The sequence below is a fragment of the Micromonospora sp. II genome (assembly GCF_001709195.1).
Classification (GTDB): domain Bacteria; phylum Actinomycetota; class Actinomycetes; order Mycobacteriales; family Micromonosporaceae; genus Micromonospora; species Micromonospora chalcea.
Genome location: NZ_LYXF01000003.1, coordinates 171,544 through 186,817, shown reverse-complemented (window position 1 = coordinate 186,817; position 15,274 = coordinate 171,544). Strand labels below are relative to the sequence as shown.

General features: G+C 73.1%; 19 protein-coding genes. 13 read left to right on the top strand and 6 right to left on the bottom strand.

The window, feature by feature from the left end:
* Nucleotides 1-76: 76 nt before the first annotated feature.
* Nucleotides 77-2,110, bottom strand: a complete 2,034-nt coding sequence (locus A8711_RS00945) for an intein-containing Rv2578c family radical SAM protein (RefSeq protein WP_069087228.1) — start codon at nt 2,108-2,110, stop codon at nt 77-79.
* A gap of 91 nt (nt 2,111-2,201) precedes the next feature.
* Between A8711_RS00945 and A8711_RS00940 the strand changes: the two genes are divergently transcribed.
* Nucleotides 2,202-2,621, top strand: a complete 420-nt coding sequence (locus A8711_RS00940) for a thiol-disulfide oxidoreductase DCC family protein (RefSeq protein WP_043326890.1) — start codon at nt 2,202-2,204, stop codon at nt 2,619-2,621.
* Between the two features lie 18 nt (nt 2,622-2,639).
* On the opposite strand, the gene A8711_RS00935 is transcribed toward A8711_RS00940, so the two are convergent.
* The 3 genes from A8711_RS00935 to trxA all read right to left on the bottom strand — a co-directional run bounded on the left by A8711_RS00935 (nt 2,640) and on the right by trxA (nt 4,488).
* The gene (locus A8711_RS00935) at nt 2,640-3,548 is read right to left on the bottom strand and encodes an HTTM domain-containing protein (protein WP_043326888.1); all 909 of its coding nucleotides are present in this window, start codon (nt 3,546-3,548) and stop codon (nt 2,640-2,642) included.
* On the bottom strand, nt 3,545-3,985 hold the full coding sequence (locus A8711_RS00930) for a hypothetical protein (RefSeq protein WP_064447585.1): 441 nt from the start codon (nt 3,983-3,985) through the stop codon (nt 3,545-3,547). The genes A8711_RS00935 and A8711_RS00930 overlap by 4 nt, the downstream gene beginning before the upstream one ends.
* A 140-nt stretch (nt 3,986-4,125) precedes the next feature.
* Nucleotides 4,126-4,488, bottom strand: coding sequence for a thioredoxin (gene trxA / locus A8711_RS00925; protein ID WP_018789069.1), 363 nt, complete (start codon nt 4,486-4,488; stop codon nt 4,126-4,128).
* A gap of 528 nt (nt 4,489-5,016) precedes the next feature.
* Here trxA and A8711_RS00920 point away from each other — a divergent pair.
* From A8711_RS00920 to A8711_RS00875, 11 genes are all read left to right on the top strand, one after another.
* Nucleotides 5,017-5,550 (top strand): MaoC family dehydratase, encoded by a 534-nt coding sequence (locus A8711_RS00920; protein WP_338013367.1) that lies wholly within the window; start codon nt 5,017-5,019, stop codon nt 5,548-5,550.
* Nucleotides 5,551-5,645: 95 nt separating this feature from the next.
* On the top strand, nt 5,646-6,137 hold the full coding sequence (locus A8711_RS00915) for a hypothetical protein (protein WP_043330668.1): 492 nt from the start codon (nt 5,646-5,648) through the stop codon (nt 6,135-6,137).
* 34 nt (nt 6,138-6,171) lie between these two features.
* A complete protein-coding gene (locus A8711_RS00910) occupies nt 6,172-6,795 on the top strand; it encodes an RNA methyltransferase (RefSeq protein ID WP_043326883.1) in 624 nt (207 codons plus the stop codon).
* A gap of 99 nt (nt 6,796-6,894) precedes the next feature.
* On the top strand, nt 6,895-7,581 hold the full coding sequence (locus A8711_RS00905; RefSeq protein WP_307189064.1) for a TFIIB-type zinc ribbon-containing protein: 687 nt from the start codon (nt 6,895-6,897) through the stop codon (nt 7,579-7,581).
* Nucleotides 7,582-7,698: 117 nt separating this feature from the next.
* Nucleotides 7,699-7,857, top strand: a complete 159-nt coding sequence (locus A8711_RS32290) for a hypothetical protein (RefSeq protein ID WP_013283898.1) — start codon at nt 7,699-7,701, stop codon at nt 7,855-7,857.
* Between the two features lie 6 nt (nt 7,858-7,863).
* Nucleotides 7,864-8,718 carry a PH domain-containing protein gene (locus A8711_RS00900; protein WP_043326880.1) on the top strand — a complete coding sequence of 285 codons (855 nt, stop codon included), beginning with the start codon at nt 7,864-7,866 and terminating at the stop codon, nt 8,716-8,718.
* 93 nt (nt 8,719-8,811) lie between these two features.
* The gene (locus tag A8711_RS00895; RefSeq protein ID WP_043326878.1) at nt 8,812-9,504 is read left to right on the top strand and encodes a SigE family RNA polymerase sigma factor; all 693 of its coding nucleotides are present in this window, start codon (nt 8,812-8,814) and stop codon (nt 9,502-9,504) included.
* A 56-nt stretch (nt 9,505-9,560) separates the two neighbouring features.
* On the top strand, nt 9,561-10,778 hold the full coding sequence (locus A8711_RS00890) for a hypothetical protein (protein WP_223201248.1): 1,218 nt from the start codon (nt 9,561-9,563) through the stop codon (nt 10,776-10,778).
* Between the two features lie 10 nt (nt 10,779-10,788).
* On the top strand, nt 10,789-11,655 hold the full coding sequence (locus A8711_RS00885) for a PHP domain-containing protein (RefSeq protein ID WP_069087209.1): 867 nt from the start codon (nt 10,789-10,791) through the stop codon (nt 11,653-11,655).
* Between the two features lie 31 nt (nt 11,656-11,686).
* A complete protein-coding gene (locus A8711_RS00880; protein WP_064447588.1) occupies nt 11,687-12,301 on the top strand; it encodes a MarC family protein in 615 nt (204 codons plus the stop codon).
* A gap of 123 nt (nt 12,302-12,424) precedes the next feature.
* On the top strand, nt 12,425-13,258 hold the full coding sequence (locus tag A8711_RS00875; protein WP_223201448.1) for a PD-(D/E)XK nuclease family protein: 834 nt from the start codon (nt 12,425-12,427) through the stop codon (nt 13,256-13,258).
* Between the two features lie 13 nt (nt 13,259-13,271).
* Here A8711_RS00875 and A8711_RS00870 read toward each other — a convergent pair whose 3' ends face one another.
* Together A8711_RS00870 and A8711_RS00865 are read right to left on the bottom strand one after the other, a co-directional pair.
* Nucleotides 13,272-14,123, bottom strand: coding sequence for an oxygenase MpaB family protein (locus A8711_RS00870; protein WP_069087208.1), 852 nt, complete (start codon nt 14,121-14,123; stop codon nt 13,272-13,274).
* A gap of 73 nt (nt 14,124-14,196) precedes the next feature.
* Nucleotides 14,197-14,625, bottom strand: a complete 429-nt coding sequence (locus tag A8711_RS00865) for a Fur family transcriptional regulator (protein ID WP_030501115.1) — start codon at nt 14,623-14,625, stop codon at nt 14,197-14,199.
* A gap of 160 nt (nt 14,626-14,785) precedes the next feature.
* Between A8711_RS00865 and A8711_RS00860 the strand changes: the two genes are divergently transcribed.
* A complete protein-coding gene (locus A8711_RS00860; protein WP_043330667.1) occupies nt 14,786-15,268 on the top strand; it encodes a DUF2231 domain-containing protein in 483 nt (160 codons plus the stop codon).
* Nucleotides 15,269-15,274: the final 6 nt, after the last annotated feature.

The following is a 15,274-nucleotide window of genomic DNA, read 5'->3' as shown; positions in this document are numbered from 1 at the left end:
GTGCGATAATCGCACACTTGGCGCTGGAGTGGGTCAACACACGGAAGTTCAGGGGTCAACCTCAGGGGCATTACCGCTAGAGCAGGGAGAGCTGTTCGGCGGCAGGCGCGGGCGGCGGGGTCTCGGGCAGCCGCCTGTTGTCGCCCGTCTCGCCCCGGTGCAGCCCGTGCCGGCGTGCCGCCATCCGCACCCGCGCGGTCACCTCCCGCTGGTACGCCTGCGGCGCGTACGAGCCGGCCTGGTAGAGCCGCCGGTAGCGGGGCACCAGGTGGGGGAACTCCCGGGCCAGCCAGCGGGCGTACCACTCCCGGGCGCCGGGCCGAAGGTGCAGCGGCAGCGGCGTCACGCTCGCCGCCCCGGAGGCGGCGACGGCCGCGACGGTGGCGTCGATCGACTCCTCGTCGTCGCTGAGGCCCGGCAGGATCGGCGCCATCAGCACACCCACCTCGAAGCCGGCGTCGGCGAGCTGACGGACCGCGTCCAGGCGGCGGCGCGGGCTCGGCGTACCAGGCTCGGCCGCCCGCCAGAGCGCCTCGTCCACGAATCCCACCGAGTACGACACCCCGACCCGGGTCACCTCCGCCGCCTCGCGCAGCAGCGGCAGGTCACGCAGCAGCAGCGTGCCCTTGGTCAGGATCGAGAACGGGTTCGCGAAGTCCCGCAGCGCCTCGATGATCGGCGGCATCAGGCGGTAGCGGCCCTCGGCCCGCTGGTAACAGTCCACGTTGGTGCCCATGGCGACGTGCGCGCCGCGCCAGCGTGGGGCGGCCAGCTCACGGCGTACCAGCTCGCCCGCGTTGACCTTGACGATCACCTTGCGGTCGAAGTCGGCGCCCGCGTCCAGGTCGAGGTAGGTGTGCGTGTTGCGGGCGAAGCAGTTGTGGCTGACCACGCCGTTGGCGATGAAGTCGCCGGTGCCGGTGGTGATGTCCCACAGCGGAAGCTCCAGGCCGAGATCCTCGACGGTGCTCACCTGGAGGTGCGCCGCGCACTTGAGCGCCATGCCCTCGATCGAGCGCCGGGCCGTGACGGCCGGGTCGGTGAGGTGGAAGAAGCGCAGCCGCTCGGGCAGCCCGCCGGTCAGCCGGAGCTGACGCGCCGCGCCCGGCATGCCCGGCACGTCGAGCGCCCACCGGAAGCCGAAACGCTCCAGCGCGCCGGACGTGCGGGCCTGGCTCCCGTCGTCCGCGACGCTGATCCGGAACACGCCCCGGTGGCAGGTGCCGGTGGCGTCGAACATGCCGGCCAGGTAGCCCAGCGACCAGTCGTCTGTCGTCTCGCCCGGCGGGCGCAGCAGGCCGGTGACGACCTCGGCCGGGCCGGACGTGCGTACCACCGTGGTCGTCGGCCGGCGGCCGACCCGGGTGACTGTGGCCCGCTCGACGGTGACCCCCGCGTCGGCCAGGTAGCGTTCGGCCCGCTCCAGCGCCTCCACCTCAGCGGTGGCCAGCCGGAACCGGGCACCGGCCCGGTCGTCGTCGCGGAGCAGGGCGTGCAGGTAACCCCGGCGGTAGTCGGCCGAGCGCTTCGGCGCCACCGCGAACCGGCCCGTGCCCAGCAGGCGGTTGCGGGTGGTCAGGTGGGGACGGCGGCCGCCGCCCCGCATGCTCCCGGTGACGTGTTTCCAGCCGCGTTCGGTCAGGAACCGGTGGTCGCCGCTGGCGACGAGCGTGGTGCCGTCGGCCAGGGTGACCCGGTAGGCGCGCTTCACAGTGGACCACTTGTCGAGCACCGTGGTGACGACGTAGTGGCGGTAGGCGCCGCGCCGCCGGGTGCCGTAGATCCGGTCGCCGGGCTCCAGCTCGCTGATCGCCCTGGTGCGCCCGTCGGCCATCAGGATCGGCGTGTCCCCGCCCAGGCAGTAGACGCAGGCGTGTGAGCAGCCCCGGTAGGGGTTGATCGTCCACTCGAACGGCACACGCGACTGGCCGGGCACCCGGTTGATGATCGACTTGGCGCGGACCTCGTAGAACGTCATGCCGGCGAAGCCCGGGGTGTCGAAGGTGCGGGCGACGGCGCCGGGCAGCGCCAGCGGCAGGGGTGGAGCCGCCGGCGCCGCCCGATCGGGAGTCCCCTCGTCCGGGGGAGCGGAGAGGTTGTCCCAGCGCATGGAGCTCATTCGAACATGTGTACGAACAAAGCGCAAGTGACGCTGCGGACACCGCGCGCCGCCGCGCCCCGGGGCGGGGCAGGATGGGGACATGGAGACGTCGACCTTCGTCTACGACGGCGACTGCGCCTTCTGCACCCGGTGCGCGCAGTTCATCGAGCGTCGGATCCCGACCGGCGCCCGGGTGGTCCCGTGGCAGTTCGCCGACCTGGCGGCGCTGGGCCTGACGGAGGCCGAGTGCGAGGAGGCGGTCCAGTGGGTGGGCGCCGACGGCTCCCGCGCCGCCGGGCCGGACGCCATCGCCCGGCTGCTCGGCGACAGCGGCCCGCTCTGGCGGTTCGCCGGGGCCGGACTGCGCCTTCCCCCGGTACGCGCCGCGGCCTGGCCCGCGTACCGCTGGGTGGCCCGCAACCGGCACCGGCTGCCGGGCGGCACGGCCGCGTGCGCGCTGCCGCAGGAGGCCCGGGAACGGCTGTACGGCCCGACCGGACGCCCGGGCCCGACCGCCTGACCGGCCGGGTGGCCGTGGTCAGGCGGGCGCGGTCGAGGACGGGTCGGGGGCCGGTGCCGGCGAGAGGGGCGCCGTCGCGGGCGCCGTCGGCGCGGCGGGCGGCGGACGGCCGAGCAGACGCCGGACGAACACCACCGGACGGACCTTCTCCAGCGCCAGGAAGCTGGTCATCGCCACCAGGTGCGGCGCGAACGAGATGGTGATCGTCGCGATGGTCACCAGGTGGAACGAGTAGAAGAAGCCGACGGTCATCGTCCGCCACCGCGCCGGCAGCACGAACACCAGCGGGCTGAGCAGCTCGAACGCCAGGATGCCGAACTGCGCCACGATCAGCAGGTGCGGCACCTGCGCGATCAGGTCGGCGAGGTCGGTGCCGCGCCGGATGATCGCGCGGGCCAGCACCGAACCGTTCGCCCAGTCCAGGCCGCCGAAGCGGAACTTGGCCCAGGCGGCGAGGAAGTACGTGCAGATGACCGAGATCTGGGTGACCCGCAGCGCCCAGCCGCCCGCCTCGGTACGGGTCGGGTCGCCGTGCCGGGCGCGGCCGGCGGTGGGCAGCACGGCCAGCGCCACCAGGAGCGCGAAGCGGTCGTGGTCGACCTTGCCGTAGCTCATCGCCACGATCATCCACTCGAAGTACAGCGCGAAGACCGTCCAGCCGAGCAGCCGGTGCGCCCGGCCGGTGGCGGCGAGCAGCGCGGTGACCAGCAGCGCCCAGAACACCACGCCGACCAGGGCGGGGGTGGGGGTGGGTAGCGGGAGCAGCCGGCCGACGAGCAGCGGCTGGTAGAGGTCGCCGGGTACGTCGACCCGGGTGCGTACCCAGGGCGTGAACACCACCAGGTCGGCGGCGACGAAGAGGTAGACCAGGGTGCGGAACGCGGCGATCCGGCCGCGCGGGACCGCCTCGGTCAGCCAGGCGGTCATCCGCCGGTCTCCCAGCGCACGGCCGTCTCGTCGGTCCACCTGCCGGTCGGGCGGCCGCCCTGGATGTCGAACCAGCGGACCACGATGCGCACCTCGACCAGGTCGGGGGCGTCGGGGTGGCGTTCGGCGTACGCGTCGGCGACGGTCCGCAGCAGGCTCGGGTCGGCGGCGTAGCGGTTCTGCTGGCCCTCGATCTCGGCGCGGCGGATGCCGGTGGCGTCCTGGCCGAGCGGGACCACCGCGCCGGTGCGGTCCACCCCCTCGACCCGGGTGTCCGGGGCGGGCGCGTTCGGCGGGTCGGAGGTGGAGTACATCCGGAACGGCCCGAACGGGAAGTCGTCGTCGGTGCCGCGCACGGTGCCCAGGAGCAGCAGCGCCAGGCCGAGCAGGGTGGCGCCCACTCGGACCGCGCGCCCGCGGGCGGTCAAGGTCTCCATCGCATGGTGACGATACGGGAGTGAAGCGGCCGAAAGTGTCCCTCAGTCGGCCATTCCTCACTGTCCGTCCCGGCGGTGCGGCGGGCGTGGAAACGCCGCCGGCCGGCCCCTGGCGGGGTCGTCCGGCGGCGTCGGGTACGTCAGTGGTTGTGCTCGGCCAGCTTCTTGCGGACGTCGTCCATGTCCAGCGCCTGGACCTGTTCGATCAGGTTCTCCAGCGCGGACTCCGGCAGCGCGCCCGGCTGGGCGAACACGATCACGCCGTCACGGATCGCCATGATCGTCGGGATGGAGCTGATGTTGAACTTCGCCGCCAGCTCCTGCTGCGCCTCGGTGTCGACCTTGCCGAAGGCGATGTCCGGGTGCTTCTCCGAGGACCGCTCGTAGACCGGGGCGAAGCGCTTGCACGGGCCGCACCAGTCCGCCCAGAAGTCGAGCAGGACGATCCCGTCCTGGCCGGTCACCTCGTCAAAGTTGGCCGTGGTCAGCTCAACCGTTGCCATTGCTCTCTCCGATCACCGCGGATTGTCGTACGCCCGGTGGAACCAGGGTCAGTCCGTCCGAATTCCCGGCACGGTGGGGGCGAAACGCACAGCGCCCGGACGGTGACCCTGGGCACATCGAACTCTATCTGTGCGGGCCGCTCGTGCGGAACGCAAATGCATGCCGCACTTGCGTGACGGGACGTGATGGGAGCGTTTCCAAGGAGATCACGCACAGTTCTGGCTACGAATCAGTAACTTCGGGCTTGACGAGCATCTATCCAGCCTGCGGAGATCGCTTACCGACAGTGCGTCGGTGACTTTCCGTAGTGTTACGAAAAGGTAAATGTGACCTCCGTCTCTGTTGATGTGGTGCGCCGTACGGCAGAATTCTTCGCATCAGAGCGTGGGCGGCGGGTGCCGGGGAGGGCCCCGCCGCTCATTGCGTCCGGACCTCGGTGGCCCCCGGTGTGACATTTCCGCCGCGCGAGCGCCCCGCACCTCGCCTTAACAAGCGATAAGGCATGCTGTGCCGAACTCCATCGCCGCCTGTCGAAGGGGACAAGGATGCAGTTCGGCCGCTACTACGAGGAGTTCGAGGTCGGCGCGGTCTACCGGCACTGGCCGGGCAAGACGGTCACCGAGTACGACGACCACCTCTTCTGCCTGCTCACCATGAACCACCACCCGCTGCACATGGACGCGCACTACGCCGAGTCCGCCTCGCAGTTCAAGCGCAACGTGGTGGTCGGCAACTACATCTACTCGCTGCTGCTCGGCATGTCCGTGCCGGACGTCAGCGGCAAGGCGATCGCCAACCTGGAGATCGAGTCGCTGCGGCACGTCGCGCCGACGTTCCACGGCGACACCATCTACGGCGAGACGACGGTCCTGGACAAGCGGGAGTCGGCCTCCAAGCCCGACCGGGGCGTGGTCGCCGTCGAGACCCGCGGCTACAACCAGGACGGCACGCTGGTCTGCGTGTTCCGCCGCAAGGTCATGGTCCCCAAGAAGGAGTACGCGGCCGCCGCCGTCCCGGACGGCGTCGACCCGGAGCGTCCCAGCTTCCCCGAGCCGCGCTGACCCGCGTCCGTCCGGCTCACCGGGCCTCGTTCTCCGTTCGGCGGGGACGGGGCCCGGATCTCGTCCGGAGGCATATGCTCGGGCTGGAGGTGCCCATGAGCCACTCCGAAGCCGTAGAGCCGCCTTCCGCCGGTCGCCGCGCCGCGCCGCTCACCACCGCCGCGTACTCCGCGACGGAGTGGGACCTGCTCACCGACCTGCCCGGCCGCGTGCTGGTCGCCGCCGCGGCGCCCGGGCCCGGGCGTCCGCCGCGCGGTGTCGCCGCCGGCCTCGCCGGTCTGGACGCGGTGGCCGCCGGACGCGCCTTCGACAGTGATCTCGTCCGCGCCGTGGTGGCCGCCATCTACGCCCGCCACGACGGCGCGACCGAGCGGGACGAGCGCCTGACCGACCTGGTCGACCTGCTGGCCGCCGCCCGGGCCGCGGTACGGGTGCTGCGCCGCCGCGCCGATCCGGCCGACTCGGCGGCGTACCGGCAGTGGGTGGAGTCGGTCGCCGCCCGCGTGTGCCGCGCCGGGCAGACCACGCCGAGTCCCGCCGACCGGCGTTTCCTCGACCGGCTGGGCGGCGCGCTCGACCTGCGCTGACTGTGAGGCTGGCCGGGCCGTACCCTCGGCAACCGTGACCGACGACCAGCTCGACGTGGGTGTGGGGCCGTGGCCCGGTGACCCGCCGGACGACCCGCGCTACGATCCGGAGCTGCTCGTCGCCGGTGACCGGCGCAACGTGGTGGACCGGTACCGCTACTGGCGGCGCGAGGCGGTCGTGGCCGATCTGGACCGGCGGCGGCACGAGTTCCACGTGGCGATCGAGAACTGGCAGCACGACTTCAACATCGGGACCGTGGTCCGCAACGCCAACGCCTTCCTCGCCGCCGAGGTGCACATCGTCGGGCGGCGGCGGTGGAACCGCCGGGGCGCCATGGTGACCGACCGCTACCAGCACGTCCGGCACCACCCGACGATCGAGGAGTTCGTCGCCTGGGCGCGGGACGAGAGCCTGCCGGTGGTCGGGATCGACAACCTGCCCGGCTCACGGCCGATGGAGACCGCCGTGCTGCCGCGCCGCTGCGTGCTCCTCTTCGGTCAGGAGGGGCCCGGCCTGTCCCCGGTGGCGCGGTCGGCCTGCGACGCGCTCTTCTCGATCGCCCAGTACGGCTCGACCCGGTCCATCAACGCGGGCGTGGCCAGCGGCATCGCCATGCACGCCTGGATCCGGTCGTACGCCGGGCCGCCGCCGGACTGACGCCGCGGTTCCACCACCGGACGGAAATCCCACGCCGGTCGGCCCGCCCCGCTTGACGCCCCGCCGTGCGGGGGCGACGGTGAGGGTGTGACTGTCGCGGTGAGTTGTCCGAGATGCGCCGGGCCGGTACGCGAGCCGGACCTGATGCACGCCGAGCACCGGTGCCTGCGCTGCGGCCCGGTCGCGCCGCTGCACGTGCCCGAGCGCATCAACGACGAGATCATGGCCAGCGTGGTCGAGCGGATGGCGGCCGACCCCGACCCGACCGGCCGGCTCCGGATGCCGCTGTGGTGCCCGTGGCCGCTCCCACCGGGTTGGACGCTCACCGGCGTGGCCTGGGCGGGCGACGAACGCGCTGGAGTCCGGGCCACGCTGGTCGCCTGCGCCGGACCGGCCCCGCTGGACGGTGGACCGGCCGACCTGATCTTCGTCGCCGAGGAACCCGGCATCGGTCTCGGTTCCCGCTTCGCGGGACTGCCCGGCCCCGATCCCGGTCCCCAGGTGGAGGAGGCGTTGACCGATCCCGGCCCTGGTCATCCCGAGCGGCTGCCGCACGCGAAGATCCGCGTGGGCGGCCATCCGACTCCACTGTGGCTCGTACGCTCCGAAACGGATCGAAGCGCGTACGCCGGCGAGGCTCGGGGAATGTGGCTCCATGCGATAGCCTGGCCGGCGAGTGCGGGTCACCTCCTCGCGGAAGAAGTCGTGCTGCACGACCTCACCGAGTGGACACCGCCCGAACTCGTGTACGGCGCACCGTCTCCGTACCTGCACGGACGGGCCTGACCGCCCGCACCGGTGAGTCGGAGAGCGGACGCAGATATTCACGGTAAGACACCATGCTGATACTCTGGGTGCCGCTGCGGTAAACGGACCCGGCGCCGCGCGAGAGGATGGCCCGCTATGGTCAAGAAGGTCCTCACCTGGGCCGGCATCGCATTCTTGATCTTCTTCGTTGCGTACCGGCCCAACTCCGCCGCCGACGTCTTCAAGTCTCTCGGCGGCGGCATCATGGACATCGCGCAGGGCTTCGGCGACTTCTTCACCAACCTCGTCGCCTAGCCGCCCATGGGAAGCCCCTCCGGTCCACCCTTCGACCCGGACGACCCCGACCGGGCACGCCGGGAGCGCGACACCGAGCCGATCCCCCGGATCGACCCGGACGAGCCGCCCAGCGCCTACGGCCCCGGCCCGTACGCGGACGCGGACGACGCCGGCTACGGCAGCGCGTACACCGGTGAGGGGCGGTCCGGCCGGGCCTGGGCACGGGATCCGGACGGCTTCCCGGACCAGCCGATCTCCGAGGAGGAGCTGGCCGGGCTGCGGTCCGACGCCACCGGCATGGCACCCCGCCGGGTGCTGCCGTTGGAGGACGAGCCCAGCTCGCTCGTGGCGCGTTACCTCTTCCCCACCGAGCGCTACCGGGGCGAGTGGAAGCGGCACTGGATCCACCTCACCACCCCGATCATCGTCGGCGTGGCGGCCACGTTCGTGCTCGGCTACCTCTCCGGCTTCCTCGCCGGGCGGGACGTCGGCGCGCTGACCACCGTCGCCGTGCTGCTCTGGTTCGGCGTGATGGGCTGGGTCGCCTGGAAGGTCGCCGACTGGTGGTACGACCGGTTCATCCTCACCAACAAGCGGGTGATGGTGGTCAACGGGATCATCACCCGCCAGGTCGCGATGATGCCGCTCACCCGGGTCACCGACATGAAGTACGAGCAGAGCCCGACCGGCCGCGCGCTCAACTACGGCACGTTCGTGCTGGAGTCCGCCGGCCAGGAACAGGCACTCCGGGTGATCAAGAACTTGCCCAACCCGAACGAGCTCTACCTGCGCGTGGTCGAGGAGATGTACGAGCCGCAGGCGGTCGAGGCACGGCTGGGCAAGGAGGCCGACGAGGCGAAGGCCGACGACGGAGCTTGAAAGTTTTCGTCCGAACATCGGATGAACTGCACACCTTCCGCCATCGACCTGACCGACCGGGCCGTGGCATCCTGCCAGGCAGGACGGGGGGAGATGAGCGTGGTGAGCAGAGATCCGCTGGAGGAGGAGTTCCGCGAATTCGTCGCGGCCCGGTCCGGCGCGTTGCTGCGCACCGCCTACCTGCTCGCCGGTGACTGGGCCACCGCCGAGGACCTGCTCCAGACCGCGCTCACGAAGACCTACCTGGCCTGGAAGCGGCTCGGCGGGATCGAGGCCATCGAGCCGTACGCCCGCCGGGTCCTGGTCAACACGTCCACCAGCTGGTGGCGGCGCCGCTGGCACGGCGAGCGCCCCACCGAGGTGCTGCCGGAGCACGCCGGCGTCGACGAGATCGAGCAGCAACTCGACCGGGACGCGCTCTGGCGGCACCTGCAGGCGTTGCCCGCCCGGCAGCGGGCCGTGCTGGTGCTGCGCTTCTACGAGGACATGTCCGAGGCGCAGACCGCCGCGCTGCTGGAGATCTCCCCGGGCACCGTCAAGAGCCAGACCTCCCGGGCGCTCAACACGCTGCGTCGCCGCCTGGGCTCCGAGGCGGCCCTGAGCCTGCCCGAGCCCGCGTCTCCGCCGCCCGCCCCGGCCGGCCGGCCGGGGCCGCCCGCGCGCGGAAACGAGCAGTCCGTGCCCCGGACCCCGGCGCCGCGACCCGCAGCCCGGGTGCCGCAGCCGGTACCGCCACCGGCGGCCCCGGTCCGCCCCGCCGTTCCGATCCCGGCGGAGAGCCGATGACCGGCATCCGGCACGACTGTGACAACCGGACCGGTGGCCCGGAGCGTCCATTGGCCGTGAGCGACGACGAGCTGGAACGGGCGCTGCGGGAGACGCTGTCCCGCCGCGTCGCCACGTCCCGGCCGCTACCAGTCGACCCGGCCGGAGAGGTGCTGCGCCGGGCACGCCGCACCGGCCGGCGGCGTACGCTCACCGGCCTGGCCCTGGCCGGCGTCGCCACCGTGTTCGTCACCACCGGCGTGGCCCAGTTCAGCGCCTCCGGCGGCGACGGCGGCACCCCCACAGTCGTGCTCGGCGACCCGCCCGGGCTCACCCCGTCCCCGCTGGCCTCGGGGCCCCCGATCACCCGCTTCGGGCCGGTCCGCGCCGAACTCGACCTGCTCGTCGGCGACCGGCTGGACACCAGCGGCGGCGAACGGCGGCAGCTGACCGGGGTCAGCGGCGTCGAACGGGCGCAGCGCGTCCACGACCGCGAGGGCTGGCTGATGACCTCGGCCGCCACCGCCGCCGGTCGTACCCTCTGGTGGGTTCCGGCCAACGGCACCGCGCCGCAGGTCATGCTCGCCGCCGCGGAGGCGGTCGCGATCTCCCCGGACGGGCGGCAGGTCGCCTGGCGGGACGGCCCCGAGGTGATCGCCGCCGGGGTGGTCGCCGGGCAGCTCATCGCGCCGGTCCGGACCCCCGCGCCCGACGGCGCCGTGCCGGTCGGGTTCGCCGGCGACGCCGTGCTGATCCAGCAGCCCGGCGAGGGCGGGGTGAGCGTCTGGGAACGCGCGCTCGGTGGGCAGCCGGCGCCGGCGAACCCGGACGTGCGCGCCGTCTACGGCACCCGGCCCGACGGCCGCCTGGTCGGCCTGATCACCGCCGACCGGCCCGGGCAGCACTGCCTGGCCCTGCTCGACCCGGCCCGCGACCTCGCGCCGGTGCGTACCGGATGCGGGGTGAAGCTGGCCGCCGACGGACTCGGCGGGGTGTCCGCCGACGGCCGGTGGCTGCTCGCGAACGGCAACGCCCGCTCCGCCCTGCTGGTCGACCTGGCCGACCCGGGCGCCTCCCCGGCTGCGCACCCGGCCGGCCCGGTGCTGGCCGGCGACGTGGCCTGGACCCACGCGGGCGTGGCGCTGCACGTGGACGCGACCGGCGGGCTGGTCCGGGTCAAGCCGGAGCGGGTGCTGGCCGGGGACCGGCCCACGGCGTCGCCTGTCGAAGGGCTGGCGCCGGGGGACCGGCCGGTGGTGGTGGCCGACGTCCCCGCCGCTCCGGAAGGCGCGTAGCGTCGGGCGGGTGAGCGATCCGGCCCGCATCGACCTGCACACCCACTCCACCGCCAGCGACGGCACGCTGACCCCGCCCGAGCTGGTCCGGGCCGCCGCCGACGCCGGGCTCGACGTGGTGGCGCTCACCGACCACGACACCACCGCCGGCTGGGTGCCGGCTGTCGCCGCGCTGCCGCCCGGCCTCACCCTGATCCGCGGCGCGGAGATCTCCTGCCGCTGGTTCGGCGTCGAGCCGGCGATCCCGCTGCACCTGCTCGCGTACCTCTTCGACCCGGCCGAGCCGGAACTGGCCGCGGAGCTGGCCCGGGTCCGGCAGGCCCGCGAGGAACGCGGCGAGCGGATCGTGCGGCTGCTCCAGGCCGACGGCATCCAGGTGAGCTGGACGGAGATCCTGGCCGGCGCGGACGGCGGCACCGTGGGCCGCCCGCACATCGCGCAGGCGCTGATCCGGGCCGGACTGGTCGCCACCACGAGCGAGGCGTTCGGGCCGGACTGGCTCGGCGAGCGGTACCGGCTGCCCAAGGACGACATCGAGGTGTTCCGCGCGGTGGCGCTGGTGCGGGCGGCCGGCGGCGTGCCCGTCTTCGCCCACCCGAGAGCCAGCCGGCGCGGCCGGATCGTGCCGGACGAGCTGATCGCGGACCTGGCCGTGGCCGGCCTGGCCGGCCTGGAGGCCGACCACGAGGACCACGACGCGGCCGAGCGGGAGCACGTCCGCCGGCTCGCCGCCGAGCTTGGGCTGCTGGTCACCGGCTCGTCCGACTTCCACGGCACGCACAAGACCGTCCGGCTCGGCGCGCACACCACCGGACCCGAGGCGTACGAGCGGATCGTCGCGCTGGCCCGCGGGGTGACCCCTGTCGCTTCGAGCTGAAGCGCTCCGGCGGCACGGCTACCGTGTCCGCGTGGATCTCAAGCTCTTCGGCGAGGTCTTCGTGACCCTGCTGGTGATCGTCGACCCGCCCGGAATGATGCCCATCTTCCTCGCGCTCACCGGGCCGTTGACGGCGCGCGACCGGAACCGGGCCGCCTGGCAGGCCGTGGCGCTGGCGCTCGGGGTCATCGTGATCTTCGCGGTGGCGGGGCAGACGATCCTGGCGTACCTGCACGTCGACCTGCCCGCACTCCAGGCCGCGGGCGGCCTGCTGCTGATCCTGGTCGCGCTGGAACTGCTGACCGGCAAGTCGGACGACCCGAGCCAGCAGGTCACCTCCAACATCGCGCTGGTGCCGCTCGGCACCCCGCTGCTGGCCGGGCCGGGTGCCATCGTGGCCACCATGCTCTTCGTCCAGCAGGCCGGCGGCGGCGTCGACTACCTGGCCATCGGGCTGGCCATCGTCGCCGTGATGGTCACCGTCTGGGTGGTGCTGCGCTTCTCCGGCGGGATCGTCAAGGTGCTGCGCCCCGGCGGCATCGAGGTGCTGACCCGCATCGCCGGCCTGCTGCTGGCCGCCATCGCCGTGCAGCTCATCGCCGACGCGATCGCCGCGTTCGTGACCCAGTACCTCAACAACGCCTGAGCGCTTCGTCCGCTGTCGTACCGGGGTGGCAGGATCTCAGGGGTGCGACGACAGTCAGCAGCCAGTGGCTCCCGGGCTCCCCGACCGCGCGCCGAGCAGTCCGAGCAGCTCGGCTTCGAGGGCATGCCGGAGCGCCTGTTCGTCTGCACACCGAGCAAACTCGGCGCGTACGCGGACTGTCCCCGCCGCTACCGCTACGCCTACGTGGACCGGCCCGCGCCGCCCAAGGGCCCGCCGTGGGCGCACAACTCGCTCGGCGCGAGCGTCCACACCGCGCTGAAGAACTGGTACGCGCTGGCCCCCGACCGCCGCCGCCCCGAGGTGCTCGGCACGCTGCTCAAGGGCACCTGGGTCCGCGAGGGCTACCGCGACGACGAGCAGGAACGCGACGCCTTCCGGCGGGCGCTGACCTGGCTGGAGAGCTACGTGGCGGGCCTCGACCCGGCCGACGAGCCGGTCGGCGTGGAACGGGTCGTCGCGGTGAAGACCGCGGTGCTCGCGTTCAACGGCCGCACCGACCGGATCGACTCGCGTCCCGGCCCGGACGGGCGGCCCGAACTGGTCATCGTCGACTACAAGACCGGCCGCACCGGCCTCGACACCGACGACGCGCGCGGCTCGCAGGCGCTCGCGCTCTACGCGTACGCGGCCGAGCGGGTGTTCCGCAAGCCGTGCCGCCGGGTCGAGCTGCACCACCTGCCCACCGGCACCGTCGCCGCGCACGAGCACACGCCGGAGTCCCTGCACCGGCAGCTCACCCGCGCCGAGGACACCGCCCGCGACATCATGGCCGCCGAACGCGCGGTGGCCGACGGCACCGACCCCGACGCGGCGTTCCCCACCGAGCCGGGGCCGCGGTGCGGCTGGTGCGACTACCGGCGTACCTGCCCGACCGGCGCGCAGACCCCCGGCAAGGAGCCCTGGTCCGCCGTCGAGCGATTCGCCGACCAGGACTGAGCGCGCGTCGCCGTCAGGCCGCGGTCAGGCGGGCGGCGCGTTCCTTGGCGGCCTGCTGCAACGGGCCCTCCCGGTAGCGCCGGGGCACCGCGGCCAGCGCCAGCCGCAGCGCCCGCGCGCTCAGGTCCGCCGACAGCGCGGTGGTGGGCAGGCCCAGCCCGCCGTAGAGCCGCAACGCCCACGGCGGCAGCATCCCCAGCGCGGTGGCGGCGATCCCCAGGTACGCCCAGCGCGGCGGCCCCAGGTTCAGGCCGACCCGCGCCGGCAGGCTGACCTTCCACGGGATCGGCGGCGCGGTCAGGAACAGCGCCGTCTCGGCCGCCTCCCGGGTCATCCGCAACTGCGGGCGTACGTCCCGGTAGTAGTCGGCCACCTCGGCGGTGGTGCCCGGCACGTCGTCCGGGTCCAGCCCCACCAGGGCCGCCGACCGGCGCTGCTCGGTGTAGTAGCCGTCCACCTCGTCGTCGGTGAGCGCCAGACCGGCACGCCGGGCGGTGCTCACGAACGACTCGATCTCGGTGACGTGCACCCAGCGCAGCAGCTCCGGCTCGTCGACGCGGAACTCCTCGCCGGTGAACGGGTCGGTGGCGCGCATCCGGGCGTGCCGCGCACGCACCCGCCGCCCGGCCGCCTGCGCCTCGGCCGTGGTGCCGTAGATCGTCGTCCCCACGTACGTCGCCGTGCGGACCAGCCGGCCCCAGGCGTCCGAGCGGTAGTTGCTGTTCTGCGCGACGCCCGCCATCGCACGCGGATGCAGCGCCTGGAGGTAGAGCGAGCGCAGGCCGGCGACGATCAGGATCGGTTCCTCGTGCACCTTCCACGTGACCGAACCCGGACCGAACAGGCCGAGGTCGTCAGTGTCCACCGATCAAGAGTGCCACGGCGTTCGCCGGTCACCCCCGGGTCGGTGTCCTCGGTGCGGCGCCCTCGGTGCTCGCTCAGTCGTCGGCGGAGCGGCGCGACTGGCAGGCCGGGCAGAGACCCCAGAAGGTCACCTCGGCCTCGTCCAGCTCGAAGCCGTGCGCCACGTTCGGGTCGAGGCACGGCGCGCTGCCCACCGCGCAGTCGACGTCGGCGATCTCGCCGCAGCCCCGGCACACCACGTGGTGGTGGTTGTCGCCGACCCGCGCCTCGTACCGCGCGGGGCTGCCGGCCGGCTCGATCCGGCGGGACAGCCCGGCTCGGGACAGCGCGCCGAGCACGTCGTAGACGGCCTGGGTGGAAACGGAGTCGATCCGCTGACGGACCCGGCGGGTGATCTCGTCGACCTCCAGGTGCCCACCGGCGGAGAGCACGTCCAGCACGGCGAGACGCGGTCGCGTGACCCGTAGGCCCCTCGACCGGAGCAGTTCCTCACCCGTGGACATGAATCCATGACAGCACGCAGGTGACAGGCCGACAAGCGAGCGTGCTCGCGGGTGGCCGGGGCCACAGGTGAACCGGCGGGGCCGCGTCTGCGTGTGTGGGGTTACACAGCCTCGCGACGTACGCTGTGCGCGCCTAACCACCCACTCGCCGGAGGTGTCGGTGTTCAGGGAATTCAACGGTCTGCCGCTGCACGTGCTCGTCATTCACGCGGTGGTGGTGCTCGTGCCGCTGCTGGCGCTGTTCGCCATCGCGTACGGATTGCTGCCGCGCTGGCGGCACCGGCTGGACTGGGCGGTCGCCGCGCTGGCCGTGATCACCCCGGCGGTCGCCTGGGTCGCGACCGAGTCCGGCGAGGAGCTGGAGGGGATCCTGCGCGCGAAGGGCTACCCGCCGGACCGGCTCCAGCAGATCAGTGAGCACGCCGAGTACGGCGACACCCTGTTCTGGTTCTCGCTCGGTCTCGGCGCCGCGGCGCTGCTGCTGGTGCTGTCGGCGAGCAGGTTCGCCCGCGCCCGGAACCTGCCCCGCTGGCTGCCGATCGTGCTCACCGTCGCGGTGGCGGTGCTGGCGGGCTTCGCGCTCGTGTACGTCTACCTGACCGGTGACAGCGGCGCCAAGATGGTGTGGGACGGCATCGTCTGAGCGTTG

Excerpts from the sequence above, each read along its gene's own strand:
- A8711_RS00915 (WP_043330668.1), top strand. The coding sequence starts at position 5,646 with ATGAGCCACTCCGAAGCCGTAGAGCCGCCTTCCGCCGGTCGCCGCGCC.
- A8711_RS00865 (WP_030501115.1), bottom strand. The coding sequence starts at position 14,625 with ATGTCCACGGGTGAGGAACTGCTCCGGTCGAGGGGCCTACGGGTCACG.
- A8711_RS00895 (WP_043326878.1), top strand. The coding sequence starts at position 8,812 with ATGAGCGTGGTGAGCAGAGATCCGCTGGAGGAGGAGTTCCGCGAATTC.
- A8711_RS00930 (WP_064447585.1), bottom strand. The coding sequence starts at position 3,985 with ATGGAGACCTTGACCGCCCGCGGGCGCGCGGTCCGAGTGGGCGCCACC.
- A8711_RS00940 (WP_043326890.1), top strand. The coding sequence starts at position 2,202 with ATGGAGACGTCGACCTTCGTCTACGACGGCGACTGCGCCTTCTGCACC.
- A8711_RS00935 (WP_043326888.1), bottom strand. The coding sequence starts at position 3,548 with ATGACCGCCTGGCTGACCGAGGCGGTCCCGCGCGGCCGGATCGCCGCG.
- trxA (WP_018789069.1), bottom strand. The coding sequence starts at position 4,488 with ATGGCAACGGTTGAGCTGACCACGGCCAACTTTGACGAGGTGACCGGC.
- A8711_RS32290 (WP_013283898.1), top strand. The coding sequence starts at position 7,699 with ATGGTCAAGAAGGTCCTCACCTGGGCCGGCATCGCATTCTTGATCTTC.
- A8711_RS00900 (WP_043326880.1), top strand. The coding sequence starts at position 7,864 with ATGGGAAGCCCCTCCGGTCCACCCTTCGACCCGGACGACCCCGACCGG.
- A8711_RS00945 (WP_069087228.1), bottom strand. The coding sequence starts at position 2,110 with ATGCGCTGGGACAACCTCTCCGCTCCCCCGGACGAGGGGACTCCCGAT.
- A8711_RS00875 (WP_223201448.1), top strand. The coding sequence starts at position 12,425 with ATGCCGGAGCGCCTGTTCGTCTGCACACCGAGCAAACTCGGCGCGTAC.